Source organism: Flavobacterium microcysteis (assembly GCF_006385255.1).
Taxonomy (GTDB): Bacteria; Bacteroidota; Bacteroidia; order Flavobacteriales; family Flavobacteriaceae; genus Flavobacterium; species Flavobacterium microcysteis.
The window spans coordinates 55,366-74,175 of the sequence record NZ_VFJE01000055.1; the positions used below are offsets into that span (position 1 = coordinate 55,366).

20 protein-coding genes are annotated in these 18,810 nt (G+C 35.4%); 9 read left to right on the plus strand and 11 right to left on the minus strand.

Translation table 11 applies throughout. The annotated features are described in order from the left end of the window. Positions 1–15 precede the first annotated feature (15 nt). Genes FJA49_RS11425 through FJA49_RS11435 form a run of 3 tightly spaced genes read left to right on the plus strand, consistent with a single transcriptional unit; the run spans position 16 to position 1,448 of the window. Positions 16–333, plus strand: coding sequence for a 2TM domain-containing protein (locus FJA49_RS11425; protein WP_140001051.1), 318 nt, complete (start codon positions 16–18; stop codon positions 331–333). Between the two features lie 4 nt (positions 334–337). Beyond that, positions 338–652 carry a 2TM domain-containing protein gene (locus FJA49_RS11430; RefSeq protein ID WP_140001052.1) on the plus strand — a complete coding sequence of 105 codons (315 nt, stop codon included), beginning with the start codon at positions 338–340 and terminating at the stop codon, positions 650–652. Between the two features lie 40 nt (positions 653–692). After that, positions 693–1,448, plus strand: a complete 756-nt coding sequence (locus tag FJA49_RS11435) for a LytR/AlgR family response regulator transcription factor (RefSeq protein ID WP_140001053.1) — start codon at positions 693–695, stop codon at positions 1,446–1,448. A gap of 266 nt (positions 1,449–1,714) precedes the next feature. Here FJA49_RS11435 and FJA49_RS11440 read toward each other — a convergent pair whose 3' ends face one another. The 9 genes from FJA49_RS11440 to FJA49_RS11480 form a co-directional block, all read right to left on the minus strand. Continuing rightward, positions 1,715–3,412, minus strand: a complete 1,698-nt coding sequence (locus tag FJA49_RS11440; protein ID WP_140001054.1) for a S41 family peptidase — start codon at positions 3,410–3,412, stop codon at positions 1,715–1,717. 5 nt (positions 3,413–3,417) lie between these two features. Beyond that, on the minus strand, positions 3,418–4,443 hold the full coding sequence (locus tag FJA49_RS11445) for a COX15/CtaA family protein (protein WP_140001055.1): 1,026 nt from the start codon (positions 4,441–4,443) through the stop codon (positions 3,418–3,420). Positions 4,444–4,479: 36 nt separating this feature from the next. Further along, the gene (locus FJA49_RS11450) at positions 4,480–5,913 is read right to left on the minus strand and encodes a CCA tRNA nucleotidyltransferase (RefSeq protein WP_140001056.1); all 1,434 of its coding nucleotides are present in this window, start codon (positions 5,911–5,913) and stop codon (positions 4,480–4,482) included. Positions 5,914–5,950: 37 nt separating this feature from the next. After that, entirely contained in the window at positions 5,951–6,511 is a 561-nt protein-coding gene (locus FJA49_RS11455; protein WP_140001057.1) for an L-threonylcarbamoyladenylate synthase, read from the minus strand. Next, positions 6,508–7,140, minus strand: coding sequence for an acetyltransferase (locus FJA49_RS11460; RefSeq protein WP_140001058.1), 633 nt, complete (start codon positions 7,138–7,140; stop codon positions 6,508–6,510). The genes FJA49_RS11455 and FJA49_RS11460 overlap by 4 nt, the downstream gene beginning before the upstream one ends. Next, complete coding sequence (locus tag FJA49_RS11465; protein ID WP_140001059.1) at positions 7,137–8,210, minus strand: DegT/DnrJ/EryC1/StrS family aminotransferase; 1,074 nt, start codon at positions 8,208–8,210, stop codon at positions 7,137–7,139. The genes FJA49_RS11460 and FJA49_RS11465 overlap by 4 nt, the downstream gene beginning before the upstream one ends. A 5-nt stretch (positions 8,211–8,215) precedes the next feature. Then, a complete protein-coding gene (locus FJA49_RS11470) occupies positions 8,216–9,352 on the minus strand; it encodes a hypothetical protein (RefSeq protein ID WP_140001060.1) in 1,137 nt (378 codons plus the stop codon). Positions 9,353–9,361: 9 nt separating this feature from the next. Continuing rightward, the gene (locus FJA49_RS11475; protein ID WP_140001061.1) at positions 9,362–10,315 is read right to left on the minus strand and encodes a hypothetical protein; all 954 of its coding nucleotides are present in this window, start codon (positions 10,313–10,315) and stop codon (positions 9,362–9,364) included. Between the two features lie 406 nt (positions 10,316–10,721). Further along, the gene (locus FJA49_RS11480; protein WP_140001062.1) at positions 10,722–11,573 is read right to left on the minus strand and encodes a glycosyltransferase; all 852 of its coding nucleotides are present in this window, start codon (positions 11,571–11,573) and stop codon (positions 10,722–10,724) included. Positions 11,574–11,683: 110 nt separating this feature from the next. Between FJA49_RS11480 and FJA49_RS11485 the strand changes: the two genes are divergently transcribed. Further along, the gene (locus FJA49_RS11485) at positions 11,684–12,442 is read left to right on the plus strand and encodes a lipopolysaccharide kinase InaA family protein (RefSeq protein WP_140001063.1); all 759 of its coding nucleotides are present in this window, start codon (positions 11,684–11,686) and stop codon (positions 12,440–12,442) included. A 22-nt stretch (positions 12,443–12,464) separates the two neighbouring features. After that, on the plus strand, positions 12,465–13,277 hold the full coding sequence (locus FJA49_RS11490; protein ID WP_140001064.1) for a glycosyltransferase family 2 protein: 813 nt from the start codon (positions 12,465–12,467) through the stop codon (positions 13,275–13,277). Here the strand turns inward: FJA49_RS11490 and FJA49_RS11495 are convergent. Together FJA49_RS11495 and FJA49_RS11500 are read right to left on the minus strand one after the other, a co-directional pair. Further along, positions 13,274–14,335 carry a glycosyltransferase family 9 protein gene (locus FJA49_RS11495; protein WP_140001065.1) on the minus strand — a complete coding sequence of 354 codons (1,062 nt, stop codon included), beginning with the start codon at positions 14,333–14,335 and terminating at the stop codon, positions 13,274–13,276. The genes FJA49_RS11490 and FJA49_RS11495 overlap by 4 nt on opposite strands. A 120-nt stretch (positions 14,336–14,455) precedes the next feature. Then, a complete protein-coding gene (locus FJA49_RS11500; RefSeq protein WP_140001066.1) occupies positions 14,456–15,271 on the minus strand; it encodes a 2,3,4,5-tetrahydropyridine-2,6-dicarboxylate N-succinyltransferase in 816 nt (271 codons plus the stop codon). A gap of 156 nt (positions 15,272–15,427) precedes the next feature. Here FJA49_RS11500 and FJA49_RS11505 point away from each other — a divergent pair, with 156 nt between their 5' ends. The 4 genes from FJA49_RS11505 (at position 15,428) to FJA49_RS11520 (ending at position 18,799) form a co-directional block, all read left to right on the plus strand. After that, positions 15,428–16,165 (plus strand): class I SAM-dependent methyltransferase, encoded by a 738-nt coding sequence (locus FJA49_RS11505; protein WP_140001067.1) that lies wholly within the window; start codon positions 15,428–15,430, stop codon positions 16,163–16,165. A gap of 25 nt (positions 16,166–16,190) precedes the next feature. Continuing rightward, on the plus strand, positions 16,191–16,772 hold the full coding sequence (locus FJA49_RS11510; protein ID WP_140001068.1) for a hypothetical protein: 582 nt from the start codon (positions 16,191–16,193) through the stop codon (positions 16,770–16,772). Between the two features lie 4 nt (positions 16,773–16,776). Beyond that, on the plus strand, positions 16,777–17,193 hold the full coding sequence (ruvX, locus tag FJA49_RS11515; RefSeq protein WP_140001069.1) for a Holliday junction resolvase RuvX: 417 nt from the start codon (positions 16,777–16,779) through the stop codon (positions 17,191–17,193). 106 nt (positions 17,194–17,299) lie between these two features. Continuing rightward, the gene (locus FJA49_RS11520; RefSeq protein WP_140001070.1) at positions 17,300–18,799 is read left to right on the plus strand and encodes a malate:quinone oxidoreductase; all 1,500 of its coding nucleotides are present in this window, start codon (positions 17,300–17,302) and stop codon (positions 18,797–18,799) included. The last annotated feature ends 11 nt before the right edge of the window (positions 18,800–18,810 follow it).

Sequence of the window (18,810 nt, forward strand, 5' to 3'; positions counted from 1 at the left end):
CTAACCCAAAGGATCATGGAAGATTTTAATTCTGAAAAAATGGCTTATGAAAGAGCCAAAAAAAGAGCAAAAGAAATCAGGGGATTTTATTACAACCTCACGATGTATTGTATCATTATACCGATACTGATTACAATCAATTTGGTTTTTACGCCTGAATTTCAATGGTTCTGGTTTTCAATGCTAGGCTGGGGCACAGGGCTTTTATGTCACGGAATGGCCGCATTTGGATATAATCCTTTCCTCGGAAAAAATTGGGAAGAGAAAAAAATAAAGGAACTAATAGAAAAGGAAACAAGAAAACAAGAGTACTACCATCATAATACTAAATAAGGAAATGGAAAATCTGACTGAACTAGAACGACAACGATTTGAACGTGCACAGAAACGCGTGAAATCAATTTCAGGATTCTACAAACACCTGTTCGCTTACATACTTGTAAACTTATTTCTTCTTTCCAGACACTATTTTGATGTTGGACCAGAACATTTTTTTAAATTTTCTACCTTTTCTATGACTTTCTTTTGGGGATTTGGATTGATGGTTCACGCTGCTTCGGTTTTTGGAAAGAACATCTTTTTAGGAGAAAATTGGGAAGAAAGGAAAATCAACGAAATTATGAAAAGAGAGAAAACTTCTAAATGGGAGTAGCTTTTAATCAAAAAATTGAAAATTAATTATCATCAAGAATATGACCACTATAATTATTGAAGACGAAAAACCATCAGCAAGACTGTTGCAAAGAAAACTCCAGAAATTAGCTATAGAAACCAGTACCATGCTGCATTCTGTTGAAGAAGCCATCAATTGGTTTCAGGACAATCCGCATCCGGATCTGATTTTTTTAGATATCCAGCTTTCTGACGGACTTTCATTTGAAATTTTTGATGCTATTGATATAAAAAGCGCTATTATTTTTACAACTGCTTATGATGAATATGCTTTGCGTGCGTTTAAGCTTAATAGTATTGACTACCTGCTCAAACCTATTGATGAAGATGATCTGGAAGCGGCCGTAAATAAATTTAAATCCCGACAGCCAAAATCAGAATCCATGTCTTTGGATTTGGAAATGATAAAGAGAATGCTCGTCAGTCCGGATGCCAAAAACTACAAAAAACGTTTTACGATCAAGACCGGGCAATACTTAAAAATGATCAATATTGAAGAAGTGGAATGCTTTTATAGCGAAAACAAAGGAACCTATCTTCATACGCTTGACAATAGAGATTATCTATTAGAAGGAACATTAGAACAGCTAGAAACTGAGTTGGACCCGAAAGACTTCTTTCGCATAAGCCGTAAGTTTATTGTTCCAATGAAAACAATCAAAGATATTGTGGTCTACAGCAACTCCAGACTGAAATTAATTCTTCCAACCTATAAAGAAGATGAGGTAATAGTGAGCCGGGAACGAGTAAATGACTTTAAAAACTGGATAGGCTAAAAAAAAACTGTTTCAAAAGCTATCAAATTGATAAGCTAATGAAACAGTCCTTGAATACATTTTTTTCATCTTATTACTGTAATGGTAAATTTGTTTATTTTTAAACTCGTTATACTGAGTTCTCCAAATTATTCCTGATTACTGCAGATGATAAAAATGAACTCAAAATCAAATAAAGATTTGATTCTTTGTGCGATTTCTGTATTGTAAAGTTACCATGATAACACCAAAAAAATGTTATATCATTTTGGAAATTAGTTATATAATTATTTTTTGAGTATTACTTCAAAGCCTTTTTCAATAAGCGGATCTCGTTTATTTTGAAGGTCAGAAACGGTTGGTTTTACTTTAATATCAGGAACAATTCCTATTCTTTGGGTTTCTTTTCTATCCGGATAAAAGATTCCTACGCCAGAAAAAATCATTTTTTCGCCATTCACTAAAGGAATAGTAGTTTCGTTACCGTCGGCACCGGCAGTCTGACTTCCTATAACGGTAATATTTGGAGCGGTCTTGAAAATCATCGACCACATTTCGAAAAGACTTTGCGTGTTTTCATCAATTAAGATAACGACATGTCCTTTATAATAATCCGGATTTGCCTTACCAATGTATTTGTAATCTTCTCTAATTATGTAATCCTGCCAGCAGAATCTTCCTGGTTTGCCAAAATCAGGTCTGGTCAGAATACCAAACCATTTCGGTTCAGGGAAAAGATGGTTAAAAGTTTTTACAACTCCACCGTTTGTACTATATCCTCTCAGGTCAAACACAATACCTTTCGTGTTTTTCATCGCTTTCATGATACTGTCAACTTCAGAAGTTTCAAATAAAGAAAAGTCAATAAAACCGATATTGTCCTTATTGATAGTCGAGTATATTACTTTTTTAGAAGCTTCATCGTAGCGTACTAAATTGTTATCTGGAAGTCCATTTTGAAACCATACAGCACTAGACCGGTCGATTCTGTCAATCTTTTTTTCAAAAGGCTTTTTGTTTTTGTCATAACCTTTAATTGTAAAACTTCCTTTTTCACCATAGAATATGTAATTGTATGAATCCCTGATTTTTACAGAAGTATTGGAAGCCGAGATGTATTTTGAATTTCTTTGAATAATCTTGTCAATAGATTCGCCATTTACAGTTTCAATTACATCGCCGTACTCGATGCCTAAAGACTTGCATAGTTCAACGTCAACTGGTTTGGTCACTACAATCTTATTTTCGGCAATCTGATAGGTAAAAGGAGCGCCATAATTTCCAAAAATCTCCCTGTAATTTACTGGTTCGATTCTTGAATGCGTGTCTTCAATGGAGCTAGAAAAAAGCATCATTGTTTTTTTATAAGAAAGCGCATCTTTTGCATTTTTGACCAATGGAATAAATTCTTTCAGGACATCATCCCATGGTTTTGAAATGCCATATTTATAAGGATAAAAATATTCAATAACATTCCATGCTCTGAACAGGTTCAGAATACGGTAATTCTCTTCTAATGCTTTCCCCTTGTTCGTTTTTTCGTTATCGCCGTTGTAACGGATAAAATCCGCTTTTTGGCAATAATAACCGCCCGGCATCTGATTGGATGAAATCAGTTCCGAAAGGTATTTTTTTTGAAGAGTATTGAGATTTTTATCTTTTTGAATCCATGTTGTCGAAACATTCCTATTTTCCGGGTCTTTGCAGGATATAGCTTCAGAACTTTTAGGAGCTGTTTTGGTTTTCAGGAAATCGATCCAGACCGTTATCGTTTTTTCAGCAGGAAGTTTTTGGTCTAAAGCCGAAACCAATAATGAGTCAGCATCTATTTTTCCACTGGAAACAACAGGATCATAATACTTCAACAGTCCCCAGGTTTTGCAAATTGTTATAAGGTCTTTATCTGACATCGAATTTTTCTTTTGGCCTAAAGCGAGTGTTGTTACCAAAAGACAACTGCAAATAACTAAAAAGGGCTGTTTCATAGATATTATTTTATTTCTCTGTTTTTACTTTCTAAAATTAGGTAAAACTGCGTTCCAAACAAAAGCGATGCGACAACAAGATGTATGGTTTGCGAACCGAATGGGAAATCGTACCAATACATCACAATTCCCGAAAGAATCTCAATACCTAAAAGCCACATAACCCAGTTGATTTTTTTGAAACCTAGTTGTAGCTTGTTGTTTCGGGTAATCAGGATGACATTGATAAGTAAGACCACAAATGAAAAAGTCCTGTGGAAATAAAACCCGATAATTGGATCTTCAAGAATTTTATGCATGGCATCATAACCATAAATCTTAACCTGCTCATCCACAAATTGACGAACCTGAGTTCCTAAGATTACTTGTGTCAATGTCAGGATTAGGGAAATAATCAGAACACTGTCAAAAACTTTGTCAAATTTTAGAGGTGTAGCTGTTTTTGGTTTGGCCAGATTTAGGATATACAAAATAATACATACGATGAACAAGGCCATAACCATATGGATTGTAATCTTTACCGGATTCAAAACCGAGTAAACAACCGTTGCTCCCAACCATGCCTGGAAACCCATTAAAAAGACAACCAGCCACGAAAGCAGGGTTATTTTTTTGTTTTGTTTCCATAAGCTAAACGAAAATACAGCCATAACAAAACAAGCCAGTCCCGCCAATGCTCCAAACAAACGGTTGATGTATTCTACCCAAGTATGGGTTGGATTAAACGAAGCATAATCATGTTTTGTATACACCTGCCAATGATTTTCCTCGAATTGGCTACCAGATTTGAAATCTTCTTGCGCAACAAGCAGCTTTTCTCCTCTAATGATTACCTGTCCCTTTTTGAATTCACGTTCAGGAGTCCAGGTAAGTTCTGAAATATCTGTTGGAGGAATATAATAGCCAAAACATTTTGGCCAGTCAGGACAGCCCATTCCGGAACCGGTCATTCGAACCAGAGCACCGGCAATGATTACCAAATAAACCAGGATTAGAGCTGTTTTGGTAATGGTGCGGAAATATTTTTTCATTTTTAGTTAGTTTGAATTCGAATTGAGCGGTGATGCCTATTTTGCTATTTTCTGCAAACCTAATTTTTCTGCTCTTTTGAGCATGAAATCATAGGCAGGCTGATATTCGTTAGGAATTTCACCTTCAAGGATAGCTTCCTTGATAGCTTCTTTCAAGATGCCGATTTCTCTTCCGGGTTTTAAGCCGAATGTTTCCATGATTTCTTCTCCGGAAATGGGTGGCTGGAATTGTCTCACATGGTCGCGTTCTTCCACTTCCACAATCTTTTGGCGTACAATCTTGAAATTATTATGGTATTTTTTGAATTTGTTCGGGTTTTTTGTCGTGATGTCGGCTTCACATAAAACCATCAGGTCTTCAATATCTTCACCGGCATCAAAAATAAGCCTTCTTACGGCGGAGTCGGTTACAATATCCTGCGACAATACGATAGGACGGGAGCTCATCATTACCATTTTAGAAACGTATTTCATCTTATGGTTTAATGGCATATGCAACCTTTCGAATAGTTTTTTGACCATTTTTCCACCTACGAACTCATGGCCATGAAATGACCAACCATTTTTTTTATGATGGCGTTTCGTCGGCGCTTTTCCAATATCATGGAGCAGGGCAGACCATCGAAGCCATACATCATCTGTGTTAGGTGCGATATTATCCACAACTTCCAGCGTATGGTAAAAATTGTCTTTGTGAGTTTGTCCTTCTGATTCGTCAACACCTTCAAGTGCGGTCAATTCAGGCAGTATGATGTGCAGGAGTTTGGTTTGGTGCAATAACAGGAAGCCAATAGAAGGCTTGTCTGTCATCAGGATTTTATTTAACTCGTCAACGATACGCTCGCCAGAAATAATACTGATTCTTTCTCTGTTTCGTTCAATTGCCTTGAGCGATTCTTCTTCAATATCAAAATTCAATTGTGCGGCAAAACGGATGGCGCGCATCATACGAAGCGGATCATCAGAAAAAGTAATATCCGGATTGAGCGGGGTTTTTATGATTTTGAGTTCCAGGTCGGATAACCCGTTGAAAGGATCGACAAGTTCTCCAAAATTGGCTTCATTGAGCGAAATTGCCAAAGCGTTTATGGTAAAATCCCTGCGATTTTGGTCGTCTTCCAGTGTTCCGTTTTCTACTACCGGATTTCTGCTTTCAAAATGATAGGACTCTTTTCGGGCACCTACAAATTCGATTTCGGTATCTTCAAAACGAAGCATTGCGGTTCCATAAGTTTTAAAAACCTGAACTTTCGGTTTTTTCGGAAGTAATTCAGAAACTTTCAAAGCCAGTTCGATACCGCTACCAACAGCAACAATGTCGATGTCTTTTTTAAATTTTCTTTTTAAAAGCAAATCACGCACAAATCCTCCAATAACATAACTGTCAATGTGAAGCTCTTTTGAAGCTTGTGCGATTACGTGGAATATTTTACTATTTACTGCTTCTTTATATGAAGTTTTGTCTTTCATTAATTATGCTTAAAGTTCTGAGAACTGTAGCCAATTGCTATTTTCGGATTATTTTCACCTGACTGTCAGAAGTCAGTTTGATAATAGCAGAAGGCTTTCCTGTCATCTTTTCTTGCTGCAAATTTACGATATAGTCAACGCCCTTTAAAATCTCTGGGCTAATTTCTTTGTAATTTATAGGAGTTGGCATTCCAGAGATGTTGGCCGAAGTCGAAACCAGTGGTTTTTTCATGCGTTCCAGCAGTTTGAAACAGAAAGGTTCTTTCACGATTCTCATGCCTAATGTATTGTCTGAAGCAATCAGATTCTTGGCAATATTTCTGGGATTGTCCAAAATTAACGTAGTTGGTTTTTCAGAAAGATCTAAAATTTGCCAAGCCACTTCAGGAATGTCTTTGAATACATTGTATACCATTCTTTCGCCATTCATCAAGACAATCATCGATTTTGATTCTTCTCGTTGTTTCAAGGCATAAATTTTTGCTACGGCATCCGGATTGGTAGCATCACATCCAATTCCCCAAACGGTTTCCGTTGGATAGAGAATAATGCCACCTTCTTTAATAACTTCGTATGCTTTGTGAACTTCTTCGTTCATATTTTTGAATCGTTATATTTAATTATTTTCCCAGGAACTCCAACAACTACAGCATTGTCTTCAATGTCTTTTGTCACAACAGCACCGGCTCCTATGGTTACATTTTTTCCTATTTTTAGTTTTGGCAAAATCGTAGCATTGGCACCAATTGTTGTAAAAGCACCAATTTCACAATTGCCTAAAACTTTTGCTCCAGGCGATACTTCTACAAATTCGCCAACTTTACAATCATGATGAATACTGGCATAGGCATTGATAAGCGAACCGTTTCCAATGATAGTATCAGCAGATATAAATGAAAAAGGCATAATGTTCAGTCCGTTTCCTAAAACAGCACTTTTGCTAATGACAGCATTTGGAGCTATTGCAGAGACTGGATTGCCATTGTATCCTAAAAAAAGGTTGTATACTTTATTTCTGCTAAAAACATTCCCGAGTCCTAAGATGAAATTGGGATTTTTTTCAAGTATAGATTGGGCTTCTTCGGCAGTTTTTAAAATTGGATATGAAAATAAAGAGTCTTCAAGGTCTTTGCTGATGTTATCAAAAAAATAAAAAGAGTCCGACTTATCGACAGTTACGATATCGAAAACTTCTTTTGCATGACCTTTAGCTCCAATAATTATCATATGTTTTGATTGATTATAGAAGTAATTGTTTCTAAATCTTCTGTTTTTAGTCCCACATATAATGGAAGACACATTACCCTTTTTGAAATTGATTCTGAAATAGGCATTTCAGTATTTTTTATAAAATTAACCGTATTTAGTGAAGGATAAAAATACCTTCTTGGGAAAATTTGCTTTTCGTTTAATGCCTTTTGTACTTTTAACAGCGTTTCTTCAGAATCCAAAATAATTGGATAATAGCTATAATTCCATTTTGTATGTTCACGGATATTCAAAGTTTGCAGCTTAGAAGAGTTTAAGTTGTCGTTATAAAAATCCACAACTTTTTTTCGTTCCGCAAGAATGGTATCGATATATGGTAAAACTGCCAATCCCATAGCAGATTGAAGTTCTGAAATCTTAGCATTGATTCCTAAACCATGAAAATCCAATGGTCCGTTATGTCCAAAATTATGGCTGTAATATAATTTATGGAAAAGATCTTTGTCTTTACAGAAAAGCGCACCGCCTTCACCGGTATGGAATAATTTTGTAGCATGGAAACTGCAAGTACTCACATCGCCAAAATTAAAAAGAGACTGATTCTTGTATTCTACGCCAAAAGAATGGGCAGCATCATAAATGACTTTTAAATTGTGTTTTTTAGCAATGGCTTCAATTGCTTCCACATGGCAGGGATTACCAAAAACATGCGTAGCCAGTATAGCTGTGGTTTTTGGAGTTATGGCAGCTTCTATTTTAGTTTCGTCTATGGTCAGGTATTCGGGATGAATATCCACAAAAACAGGTTCACAATGTTCCCAAACAATTGCTGAAGTTGTAGCTACATAAGAAAAAGGCGTTGTAATAATTTCTCCACCCTTGCCTAAAAGTTTTAGGGCAATTTGTAATGGAACTGTACCGTTATTGGTGATTAAAATGGAATCAATATTCAGCTTTTCTTTAAGCTTGTTTTCCAATTCTAAAGTCAACTGACCTCTATTTGTAAGCCACAAACTATCCCAAGCTCTTTTAACCAGGTTGTTATATTCGCTTTGTGGTGGTAGAAATGTCTGTGTTACGTTTATCATTTTGATTATTTAAAATCAAAGTTATGCAAATAATACTGCTTAACATTGTTTTCAAGCATGTTAAAACTGTATAATTTGTTAACAATGATGTCTAGTTTATCCTGATATTCTTTAAACGTTTCAGGATTGTCATACTGTTTAATAGCGTCAGCTATTTTTTCATTCATTTCATCAAATGATGAATATAATGTTGGCAGATTTTTAAAATCCTCTGTAAAGAAAATCTCATTATACACAGCAAATGAGATACCTCCGGAAAAAATAGTTTCTATAAGATATCCGTCTAATCCTTCTCCAAAAGTGATGACAAATTTAGCCCTTGAAGCATAATCTTTATAGGTGTCATACTTCATGTTTGTTATTTCAACAAAAGTATAATGCGGTAGTTTGGCTTTTAGGTTTGCCAAGATTGCCTCTTTTGTCAGCGTACTGGAGTTGGGAACCCATTGAATTTTATCAGGAGAATAAATCACTAGATTTTCTTTCTCGCTAAAAGCTCTTCTGTTGTATGGAGTAGGACTCAACCACGCTGAGAAAAGATGAAGCGGAACTCCATAATAATTTCTCTTTTCAAGCGTAGCATAGCGCTTATGAGCCATTGTCATAGTCGTGTTTGGAAACATTTTTTTGACATTGTCGATTTTTTCAATCGGTGGCATAAAAAGATCATTCTGATTTAGTAGGTTGATTTTGATACTTTTTATTTTTTCCGTCCATCTAAAAAAAGGAGCCATTCGCTTATTCCCTTTATTGAAAGCTGAAATCATCACATCCGGGATATGGATTTCTGCAAAATCAAGATCGCCAAAATAGTGCTCAATTTCTTTGAAAGTATAAATGATCATCTCATTTGAAAACTTCCTATACTGATAGTCAGTTTCACTTTTGCCAGGCAAAAAACTAGCAACAACATCACATCCATGGATGTCTTTCAATTTCTTGACAATATTATAAATAGTACATATCGACAAAATACCGCCATTAATCCTGTCTGTTCCAGCTGGAACAAAAAAGAGAATCAGTTTTTTTGTGTCGGAATAATGCTGTTTAAAATATTTTTTTTTGAAAGATTTATGATGGCCCTGCGAAACAAAGCTCTTAAGCTGATGTTTGAATTTCAGGAAGTCTTTTTTAATTGACATACTTTTTATCTATTGGTGAAATAAAACATTTTGAATCCAGCCTTTTATTGTGTATTTCTGGTAGATTTCTTCAGGAAGTTTTTCATAATCGCTTTCGAAAAATGAAATCGGGATTTCTGGATTTTTTTCATCTATGACCAGGATATTATTAGGATTATAAAAATCATAATTTACAATATCAGGATTCGTGGTTATCAACTTCTTTTGTAATCCGATGCTTTCAAAAATCCTGAAAGTAAGTCCGAACTGGCCGTCTCTTTTGATGTCCAGGAGCGACTTTGATTTTTCAATATATCTTGAGATTTCTTCTAAAGAAATTCTTTGAAAGAAAAATTCGATTTCACTTTTAGGGCACTCTTCGCCCGTACTAAAAACGATAACCTTGTGCTCTATCTGTTTCGACTTTAATTCACCAATAATTTTTGAAAGGACTGGAAGTCTTTTGTCCTTTGAGCTGATATTAAAGACTTTAAATTCAAAAGGACCATTATGACTATCCTTGTTTTCTTCATAAATCCAATTGGGAGCGAATTTTAACCCTAATTTTTCACAGTCTTCTTTCTCAAAAGAAAATGCCTGATCAAAGGCAGATGCAACTTTCTTAATTTTAGGACAACGGGTCGCACTGTCATTAAAAAATCCAATAGATTTTTTCGTATGATTTTTTAATTGCTTCAGGTATCTTTTATCAATGAAGTCTCCCTTGATGGTCAGGATCAGGTCTTGCTGTTCGCCTATTTTCTCAAGTCGTTTGATAATTTCTTTCCCGTAGTAGATATTTTTGATGTTCTTTTTGAAAAAAACTTTCAGGAAAGAATTATAAATTTTATAATAGAAGTTAGGGTATTTGTATATAAAATTGTGGAAATCAATGTGGTGCACAGTATGACCGTCTTGTTTTAAGACTTTTGCAATTCCGTCATTCAATCCCCAATTATCAAAACTTATCAACGCAATTTTCATCTCTCTTTTTATAGCGGTTTACAATAAGAAATTAGTTGTCTTACCATTTTTAATTGTAAATCTTGTTTTGCCTATCGTTTTTGTCTTTTGCTGAAATGTTGGTTGCTTCAATTCTCAATATCGCTTGCAAAATGTATAAAAATTTGATTTTTTTCGCAAAGATAAGTTTTTTTAGATTTAAGAAACAAGGTCTCTATAGAATATGTTAAGAAAATCTTAATTAAATTGAAAATCAATTATTTGGAGGGTTTTTAAAGAGTGTTTTTATTAAAACTAAATCTTAAAAATAAAAGAATAGTATCTATATTCAGATTAAAATTCAAAAATTATTTTTGGATGTAAAGTGATTGTTATATACAAAGCCGAATTTTACCTTAGCACCTTAGCACCTTAGCACCTTAGCACCTTATTTTATCTTATAAACACCCAATGCCTTTTTTATTTTTTTGCTTAACAGAACCAGTTTTACATACAATCGGTTTTTTAAGCTCAAAAACATCCAACTTTTATAAGGAATAAGTTCTTTTTCAATCAGGCTGTTCATTTTGTCCGAAACAATAAAATCTTTATTGATATCGCTCCATTTTACATTGTCGTAGCCGTCAAATTCATTCACCTTGTTTTTCTCATGAATGATTGACATCCATAGGCGTTTGTCTGTAATCTGTGTGATACGGGTTTCTTTTTTCCAAAGCGTATGATCGTTAAACCATACGGTTTTTGGGTTTTCATTTTTTTCAATCAGACTTATGAACGGATTGAAAATATGCTCTTTTTTGCCCAAAATATAACGAGGCTCTACCTGAAGAGAATAGCCTTCAATAACATCTACTGCCTGGTATTCCTGAGATTTGAATTTGCTTTGTACTTCGTTGATAAAGTTTTTGTGGATGCAGTCGTCATTGTCGATTCTGGAGGTAATCAAAAAAGGAACATCCTGTGAATCTGTAGAAATAAATTGCTGGATGGCCGGATAAAACTCAGGCATCCCATTGATATAAAAAGCTTTGATGTTTGGTGTACCTGAAATGAGGTTTGTAATGGCTTGTTTATATTTTTCAGGCGTTGTGACGTCGAAAAATATAAGCCAGTTAAAATCCTTATTCGTCTGTGCAGCTACAGATGGGAAACAAAAACTCTCGAAGAGCCACATTCGGTCTTCCATCCATTCGTCTGTCAGTAAGGTTTCGTTATTTTTAGTAACGTTCCAATCAGGATTTTTTAGATTAAACCTAGTAATTAGATAGTGTTTAAACATTTATCAGGTGCTAATTAACCTTTCGGCAATTTTTTTGTAAAATTAAATTAATTATTTGAACTCTAAAATCGAAAATGGTTACTTTTGTGAACAAAATAAGAAAACCATAAATGCACGAAGTTTACAATCCAAAATTCTTACAGCAGAAAGAAGCAATAAAAGACTGTATTGCTAACTTTGAGGCTAAAGGTATTTTGTTTGTCGACGGAAAACGCAACAAAATTAGGCTCTTTGAATTAGACGGAATTACACTGAATATCAAATCGTTCAAAATTCCTAATTTTATAAATCAGGTTGCCTATAAATTTTTCAGGCGCTCAAAAGCAAGACGGTCTTTTGAGTTTGCCAATATTCTATTGGAAAAAGGAATAGGTACCCCACAGCCGATTGCTTATTTTGAAAATTTTAAAAATGTTCTTTACGATAGTTATTATATCAGCGAACAGCTGAATGCAGACTTAACGTTTAGAGAACTGACTACCGATTTGAATTACCCTGATCATGAGGCTATTTTGCGTCAGTTTATCCAATTTTCATTTAACTTGCATGAAAATGGAATTGAATTTTTGGATCATACCCCTGGAAATACACTGATCAAGAAAAATGGCGAGGGAAAATATGATTTCTTTTTGGTTGACCTAAACAGAATGCAGTTTCATAAATCGATGACATTGAAGCAGCGTATTGTCAATCTATCCAAGCTTACGCCAAAAAGAGAATTGGTGGAAGTGATGAGCGATGAATATGCAAAGCTTTATGGCAAACCTTATGAAGAGATCTTGAAAATGATGATTGTTGAAACGGAATCTTTCAGAAACAGATTCTATAGAAAGAAGCGTCTCAAGAAAAAACTGTTCTTCTGGAAATAATTTTTCGCATTTAAAGTAGATTATGAAAGCATCCGTAATAATGAGTACCTATAATTCTGAAGAATGGCTTGAAAAAGTCATATGGGGATTTAGTGTGCAAACCGAACTCAACTTTGAAATTATTATTGCTGATGATGGGTCAAAACCCAAAACAAAAGAACTGCTAGATACTTTAAGACCACAAATTTCAATGCCGCTGATTCATGTATGGCAGGAAGACAACGGTTTCCAAAAGTCACAAATACTCAATAAGGCAATTGTTGCTTCTAGTACTGATTATCTTATTTTTACTGACGGGGATTGTATTCCGAGAAAAGATTTTATAGAAACGCATCTTCACTATCGTGAAAGAGGTTATTTTCTTTCTGGCGGTTATTTCATGCTTCCTATGAATATTTCTCAGGCTATTACAAAAAACGATATCCTGCATCAAAATTGTTTTGATGTAAAATGGCTGGTCAATAGAGGCTTGAAAAAGTCATTTAAAAATACAAAACTGTCTGCTTCCGGCGGATGGGCAAAATTCCTGAACTTTATTACGCCAACAAAAGCTACCTGGAACGGACATAATGCTTCCGGCTGGAAAGACGATTTGGTTGCCATTAATGGTTTTAATCAGGAAATGCAATATGGCGGACAAGACAGGGAACTAGGCGAGAGGCTTTTTAACAAAGGGCTGAAATCAAAACAGATTCGTTATAGCGCTATTGTAGTCCATTTGGACCATGCAAGAGGCTATGTAAACGAAGCGACCTGGAAAAAGAATTTTGCCATTCGTGAAAACACCCGAAAAAATAAAGTCATCAAGACGCCAATCGGAATAGATTCCAATTAGTTTTTCTCTAAATAGTTATTAAGTTCCGGAAGGATAAGTTCCGGTGTAAAAGACTCGTACAATTTCAAGGCCTGATTTTTCATTTCTTTTGCCGATTTTTCACCATACAATTCCGGCTTGAAATCTTTGAGATGTACTGAAGTATGATGAATCCCGTCTTCAAAAGCATTCCATGCTTCCTTTTTTATCCAGGTAGAAAATATAGTGAATGTTGGTCTGAATAAGGCTTTTGCCATATTTACGGCACCGCCTTCATTGCCAATCAGAGCGTTACAATGATGGGTTATTGACAAGAATTCCCGAATACTTCCGGGGATTATATCAATCTTAATGTTTTTTTGAGTTTCCGGCAGACACAATCCAAATATTTTTTTGGCTTCTTCAGATTGTGAAGGCATATAATTGAATAGGAGTGTAGCATTTGTTTTGGCTACTATGGCGTCCAGTAGCTTTGCCATATAAGGGAAAGGATAGGTTTTATTATGACCGCTTCCTAATACGCCTATCATATAGATTTTGTTTGAGAAATCTATATTGTTTCGGACTAAAATATCTTTTCCATTTTTGACTTCTTCTTCTGTCAAAAAGATTTTTGGTCTATTGTCAAGCGAAACTCCAGAAGAAAATGGCTGTAACAGTAACATCCTATTTTCAATAGCCAGTCCGGCTGAAGTTTTTGGTTTAGAAAGCTCTTTAAATGTATCAGTATATAAAAAGTTGGTATACGACTTGTGAAATCCTATTTTCTTTTTCGCACCAGACATTCCCACAACAAGATTACTTTCGAGCTTTCCATAGGCATCAATAACAATATCATATTTTGCTTTTCGGATAGAAACCAGAAAACGAAGCAGCGTTTTTTTGCTTTTGCGAAATTCATCCTTGAAAAGTACCAAATGATCAATGTTTGGATTGTTTTCTACTACCGGCTTTGTAAAAGGGTAGATCAGATAATCAATCTGCGCATCAGGATATATAGCCTTTAAATTGTTGCAAAGAATAGAACTGGCCAAAACATCGCCAATCATTTTCTGCTGGATTACAAGTATCTTTTTCATGAAAATCGTATGAATTACGAATTACGAATTACAAATTAGGAATTAGGAATTGAGGGTGATCTGCTTGGCAAAATTCGTAATTCCTAATTTTTAATTCCTAATTTTTAATTCCTAATTAAATTATACTGCTACGTCGTATTCTCTCAGTGCGTTGTTTAAGGAAGTCTTCAAATCTGTTGAAGGTTTTCTTTTTCCGATAATCAAAGCACAAGGAACCTGAAACTCTCCGGCAGCAAATTTTTTAGTGTAACTGCCTGGAATCACAACGGAACGTGCAGGTACAACGCCTTTCATTTCTACAGGTTCGTCGCCAGTCACATCTATAATTTTTGTAGACGCCGTTAAGCATACGTTCGCACCAAGAACAGCTTCTGTTTCAACACGAACACCTTCTACAACGATACATCTTGAACCAATAAAAGCACCATCTTCAATGATTACAGGAGCTGCTTGCAATGGTTCTAAAACACCACCAATTCCTACACCACCACTCAAGTGTACATTCTTGCCAATTTGAGCACAGCTGCCCACAGTAGCCCATGTATCCACCATTGTGCCTTCGTCTACATAAGCACCAATATTGACATAGCTAGGCATTAAGATTACACCGCTTGAAATATAAGCTCCATGGCGAGCCACAGCATTAGGAACAACACGGATTCCTTTTTCAGCATAGCCTCTTTTTAAAGGCATCTTGTCGTGGTATTCAAAGATTCCAGCTTCAAGAGTTTCCATTTTTTGGATAGGGAAGTACATTACAACTGCTTTCTTTACCCATTCGTTAACTTGCCATCCGCCAGCAATTGGTTCCGCTACACGTAATTTTCCGCTGTCTAACAGTTCGATAACTTCACGGATTGCTGTTGTTGTTTTTTCTTCCTGAAGCAGTGCTCTATTTTCCCATGCCTGCTCTATAATTGTCTGCAAAGTGCTCATAAAATTTGATTTTCAGCAAAGATATGTTTTTTTCGTTTCCAACCCCAACCCTGCCAGAGTTTCAAACTCTGGCAGGGTTACGAGTTCAAAACTCTGGCAGGGTTGAGCAAAAGGTTATAACCATTTTACGTAAATTTGTAAAACACCTTATTTCACATGAAAGACAATTTTTCAAACCAAGCTTCAGGATATTCTAAGTTCAGACCGTCTTATCCGCCAGAACTCATAGAACATGTCGTTTCTTTTACAGAATCGAGAGAAATGGCCTTGGATGTTGCGACAGGTAATGGACAAGTTGCCCAATTGCTATCCGAATATTTTGAAACGGTATATGCAACAGATATAAGTGAAAATCAATTGCTCCATGCGAAACGGCAGCTAAATGTGATTTATAAAAAACTTCCTGCTGAAAAAACCGATTTCCATGACAAACAATTTGATCTAATCACTGTAGCCCAAGCGATCCATTGGTTTGATTTTGACCAATTTTATGCTGAAGTGTATCGCATACTAAAACCCGACGGAATCTTTGCAATAATTGGTTATGGACTTTTCAAAACCAATCCTGAATCAGATAAGATACTCTCTGATTTTTATTATAATATCGTAGGTCCATTTTGGGATACTGAACGAAAATACCTGGATGAAAATTACGAAACGATTCCTTTTCCGTTTAAGGAATTGGAAACGCTCCATTTCCAGAATAAATTTACATGGACTTTCGAGCAGCTTGTAGGTTATCTGGAAACATGGTCGGCAGTAGAACATTACAAAGCGCATAACAACGAAAATCCAATCGATTTGATCCGTAAAGAATTAGAACTTTCATGGGAAGCAGGTAATAAAACGGTCGTTTTTCCGATGCTTTTGAGATTAGGAAAATTAAAAATGTAATTTTGGACAATCTAATTTTTGATTTATGAAAATATTGATTCCGTTGTTATTGGTGTTTTTGACAATTTCTTGTAATAAACAGGAAAAGAAGACTTTATCTGAGTATCAAAAAAATATTAATAAAAAAATAACCCAAAACAAGCCCTTTTTTGATTTTGATGAAGTTGTACATTATCAGATTCAGGATCCTTCAAACGATTATTATGACTCTGAAGTAGCAGATACTGTACCTACAAAAAAAAGACTTCTGTTTATGTTATTGCGTTATCCTTGCCCTGTAACCCAGGAAGAAAAAAAAGGGTTTAAAGAAGCCTTGGAGTTTGCTGATAAAGAAGAATATAAAATAAATCCTAAGTACAATAAAGAATTAAACTGGGTTTTCTCAGAGAAAAAGTGTGATAATATATGGGAATATGCTTGTGCGCCAACATATAGGGACATCTTTATTTTTAAAAAGAATAAAGAAGAAATTGGGATAGCAAAAATTTGTTTTGAATGTCAATTGTACAGTATTTCAAATAAAGATGCTAATACAAGGTGTTTTAATATGAATGGGGAATTAGACAGGCTTAGTAAAATAATCTTAGAGAATAAAAAAAATAAATAAAAAAATGCCAAGAATACTAGCTATAGACTACGGATTAAAACGAACCGGAATTGCCGTTACAGACGAGATGCAGATTATTGCATCGGGACTCACGACAATTCCCTCAGAAACAGCTATTACTTTTCTTAAAGATTATTTTGCAAAAGAGAAAGTAGAAAGAGTTTTGATTGGTGAGCCCAAACAGATGGATTATACGCCATCTGAAAGTGCAAAACTGATCGAAGCTTTTGTGGAAAAATTTAAAAATAATTTTCCAGACCTGCCATTTGAGAGGGTTGATGAACGTTTTACATCAAAAATGGCATTCCAGACCATGATTGATAGTGGGTTGAAAAAGAAACAACGTCAAAATAAAGCGCTGATTGATGAGATTTCGGCAACAATAATGCTTCAGGATTACTTATCCAGAAAAAATTTCTAAGTTTTATTTTTATTTTGTCAAAAAAACTTTTTGCAATTTAAAATTGATATAAATAACAAAGTTTTTTGCTTCTTTCAAAGTATCTTTGCACGACAAAATTTTTGTGATGGCAACTACAACTTTACAAACTGAAACGGATGTGGTTCTAATCGGCGCAGGAATCATGAGCGCCACTTTAGGTCTTTTGCTTAAAGAACTGAATCCCAGTATTAAAATTGAAATTTATGAAAGGCTCGATATGGCAGCAGCCGAAAGTTCTGATGCATGGAATAATGCTGGAACGGGACACTCTGCATTTTGTGAGCTGAACTATACTCCAGAACTTCCAAATGGAGAAATTGATACTAAGAAGGCGGTAAAAATTGCCGAATCTTTTGAGGTCTCAAAACAATTTTGGGCGTATCTGATTGAGAAAAAACTGATTTCCAATCCTGAAAATTTTATCAAGAGCATTCCACACATGAGTTTTGTTTGGGGCGAAGAAAATGTGGATTTCTTGAAAAAAAGATACGATGCACTTCAACAATTCGGGCTTTTCAAAGGTATGGAGTATTCTGAAGACAAAGATAAAATACGTTCTTGGATGCCATTAGTAATGGAAGGCAGGAGTCCGAAATCTTTGATAGCCGCTACTTTCATGAAAATTGGAACGGATGTGAATTTTGGTGAACTGACACGAAACATTTTTAATTATCTTAAAATCTTAGATGGTGTAAGCATGAAATTTCACCATGAAGTGAAAAGCCTGAAAAAGGGAGAAGATGGCAGATGGCTGATAAAAGTCAAAGATTTAGAAACAGGAGATAAATCTAAAAGTTCTACACGATTTGTTTTTATCGGAGCCGGTGGCGGTTCATTGCCATTGTTGGAAAAAGCAGGTATTCCGGAAGGTGACGGTTTTGGCGGTTTTCCGGTTAGCGGACAATGGTTGAAATGCGTCAATGAAGATATAATCGCAAAGCATAATGCCAAAGTATATGGCAAGGCCTCTGTAGGCGCTCCGCCAATGTCGGTGCCACATATTGATTCACGAATGATTGATGGTAAAAAAGCCTTATTGTTTGGGCCTTATGCCGGGTTTTCAACTAAGTTTTTGAAAAACGGTTCGTATTTGGATTTGCCACTTTCTATAAAACCGAATAACCTGATTCCGATGCTTTCAGCCGGATTTCATAACCTACCATTGACAAAATACCTGATTGATCAGGTGCGTCAGTCTCCGGAAGACAGGCTTGAAGCACTAAAAGAATATCTTCCTGATGCAAAGATGGAAGACTGGGTTTTAGAAACTGCCGGACAGCGAGTTCAAGTTATCAAAAAAGGCGAGAATGGAGGAGGAGTATTGGAATTTGGAACAGAAGTCGTGACAGCAGGCGATGGCTCGTTGGCTGTTTTATTAGGGGCATCACCAGGAGCTTCAACAGCCGTTTCAATTATGCTTGACTTGATTCAAAGATGTTTTTCTGAACATGAAAAGTCAACAGCATGGCGAGAAAAATTAAAGGAAATGGTTCCATCTTATGGAATTTCATTAAACGATAATGAAACTTTACTTCATGAAGTTAGAGAGCACTCTGCGAAAGTCTTAAAATTAGATACGCTATAAAAGAGTAATAA

Bases quoted from the DNA above. Each gene is read 5' to 3' on its own strand.
- FJA49_RS11455 (WP_140001057.1), bottom strand. From the start codon at position 6,511: ATGAACGAAGAAGTTCACAAAGCATACGAAGTTATTAAAGAAGGTGGC.
- FJA49_RS11460 (WP_140001058.1), bottom strand. From the start codon at position 7,140: ATGATAATTATTGGAGCTAAAGGTCATGCAAAAGAAGTTTTCGATATC.
- FJA49_RS11495 (WP_140001065.1), bottom strand. From the start codon at position 14,335: ATGAAAAAGATACTTGTAATCCAGCAGAAAATGATTGGCGATGTTTTG.
- FJA49_RS11450 (WP_140001056.1), bottom strand. From the start codon at position 5,913: ATGAAAGACAAAACTTCATATAAAGAAGCAGTAAATAGTAAAATATTC.
- FJA49_RS11445 (WP_140001055.1), bottom strand. From the start codon at position 4,443: ATGAAAAAATATTTCCGCACCATTACCAAAACAGCTCTAATCCTGGTT.
- FJA49_RS11485 (WP_140001063.1), top strand. From the start codon at position 11,684: ATGCACGAAGTTTACAATCCAAAATTCTTACAGCAGAAAGAAGCAATA.
- FJA49_RS11510 (WP_140001068.1), top strand. From the start codon at position 16,191: ATGAAAATATTGATTCCGTTGTTATTGGTGTTTTTGACAATTTCTTGT.
- FJA49_RS11500 (WP_140001066.1), bottom strand. From the start codon at position 15,271: ATGAGCACTTTGCAGACAATTATAGAGCAGGCATGGGAAAATAGAGCA.
- FJA49_RS11520 (WP_140001070.1), top strand. From the start codon at position 17,300: ATGGCAACTACAACTTTACAAACTGAAACGGATGTGGTTCTAATCGGC.
- ruvX (WP_140001069.1), top strand. From the start codon at position 16,777: ATGCCAAGAATACTAGCTATAGACTACGGATTAAAACGAACCGGAATT.
- FJA49_RS11430 (WP_140001052.1), top strand. From the start codon at position 338: ATGGAAAATCTGACTGAACTAGAACGACAACGATTTGAACGTGCACAG.
- FJA49_RS11490 (WP_140001064.1), top strand. From the start codon at position 12,465: ATGAAAGCATCCGTAATAATGAGTACCTATAATTCTGAAGAATGGCTT.
- FJA49_RS11470 (WP_140001060.1), bottom strand. From the start codon at position 9,352: ATGTCAATTAAAAAAGACTTCCTGAAATTCAAACATCAGCTTAAGAGC.
- FJA49_RS11505 (WP_140001067.1), top strand. From the start codon at position 15,428: ATGAAAGACAATTTTTCAAACCAAGCTTCAGGATATTCTAAGTTCAGA.
- FJA49_RS11425 (WP_140001051.1), top strand. From the start codon at position 16: ATGGAAGATTTTAATTCTGAAAAAATGGCTTATGAAAGAGCCAAAAAA.
- FJA49_RS11480 (WP_140001062.1), bottom strand. From the start codon at position 11,573: ATGTTTAAACACTATCTAATTACTAGGTTTAATCTAAAAAATCCTGAT.
- FJA49_RS11435 (WP_140001053.1), top strand. From the start codon at position 693: ATGACCACTATAATTATTGAAGACGAAAAACCATCAGCAAGACTGTTG.
- FJA49_RS11465 (WP_140001059.1), bottom strand. From the start codon at position 8,210: ATGATAAACGTAACACAGACATTTCTACCACCACAAAGCGAATATAAC.
- FJA49_RS11440 (WP_140001054.1), bottom strand. From the start codon at position 3,412: ATGAAACAGCCCTTTTTAGTTATTTGCAGTTGTCTTTTGGTAACAACA.
- FJA49_RS11475 (WP_140001061.1), bottom strand. From the start codon at position 10,315: ATGAAAATTGCGTTGATAAGTTTTGATAATTGGGGATTGAATGACGGA.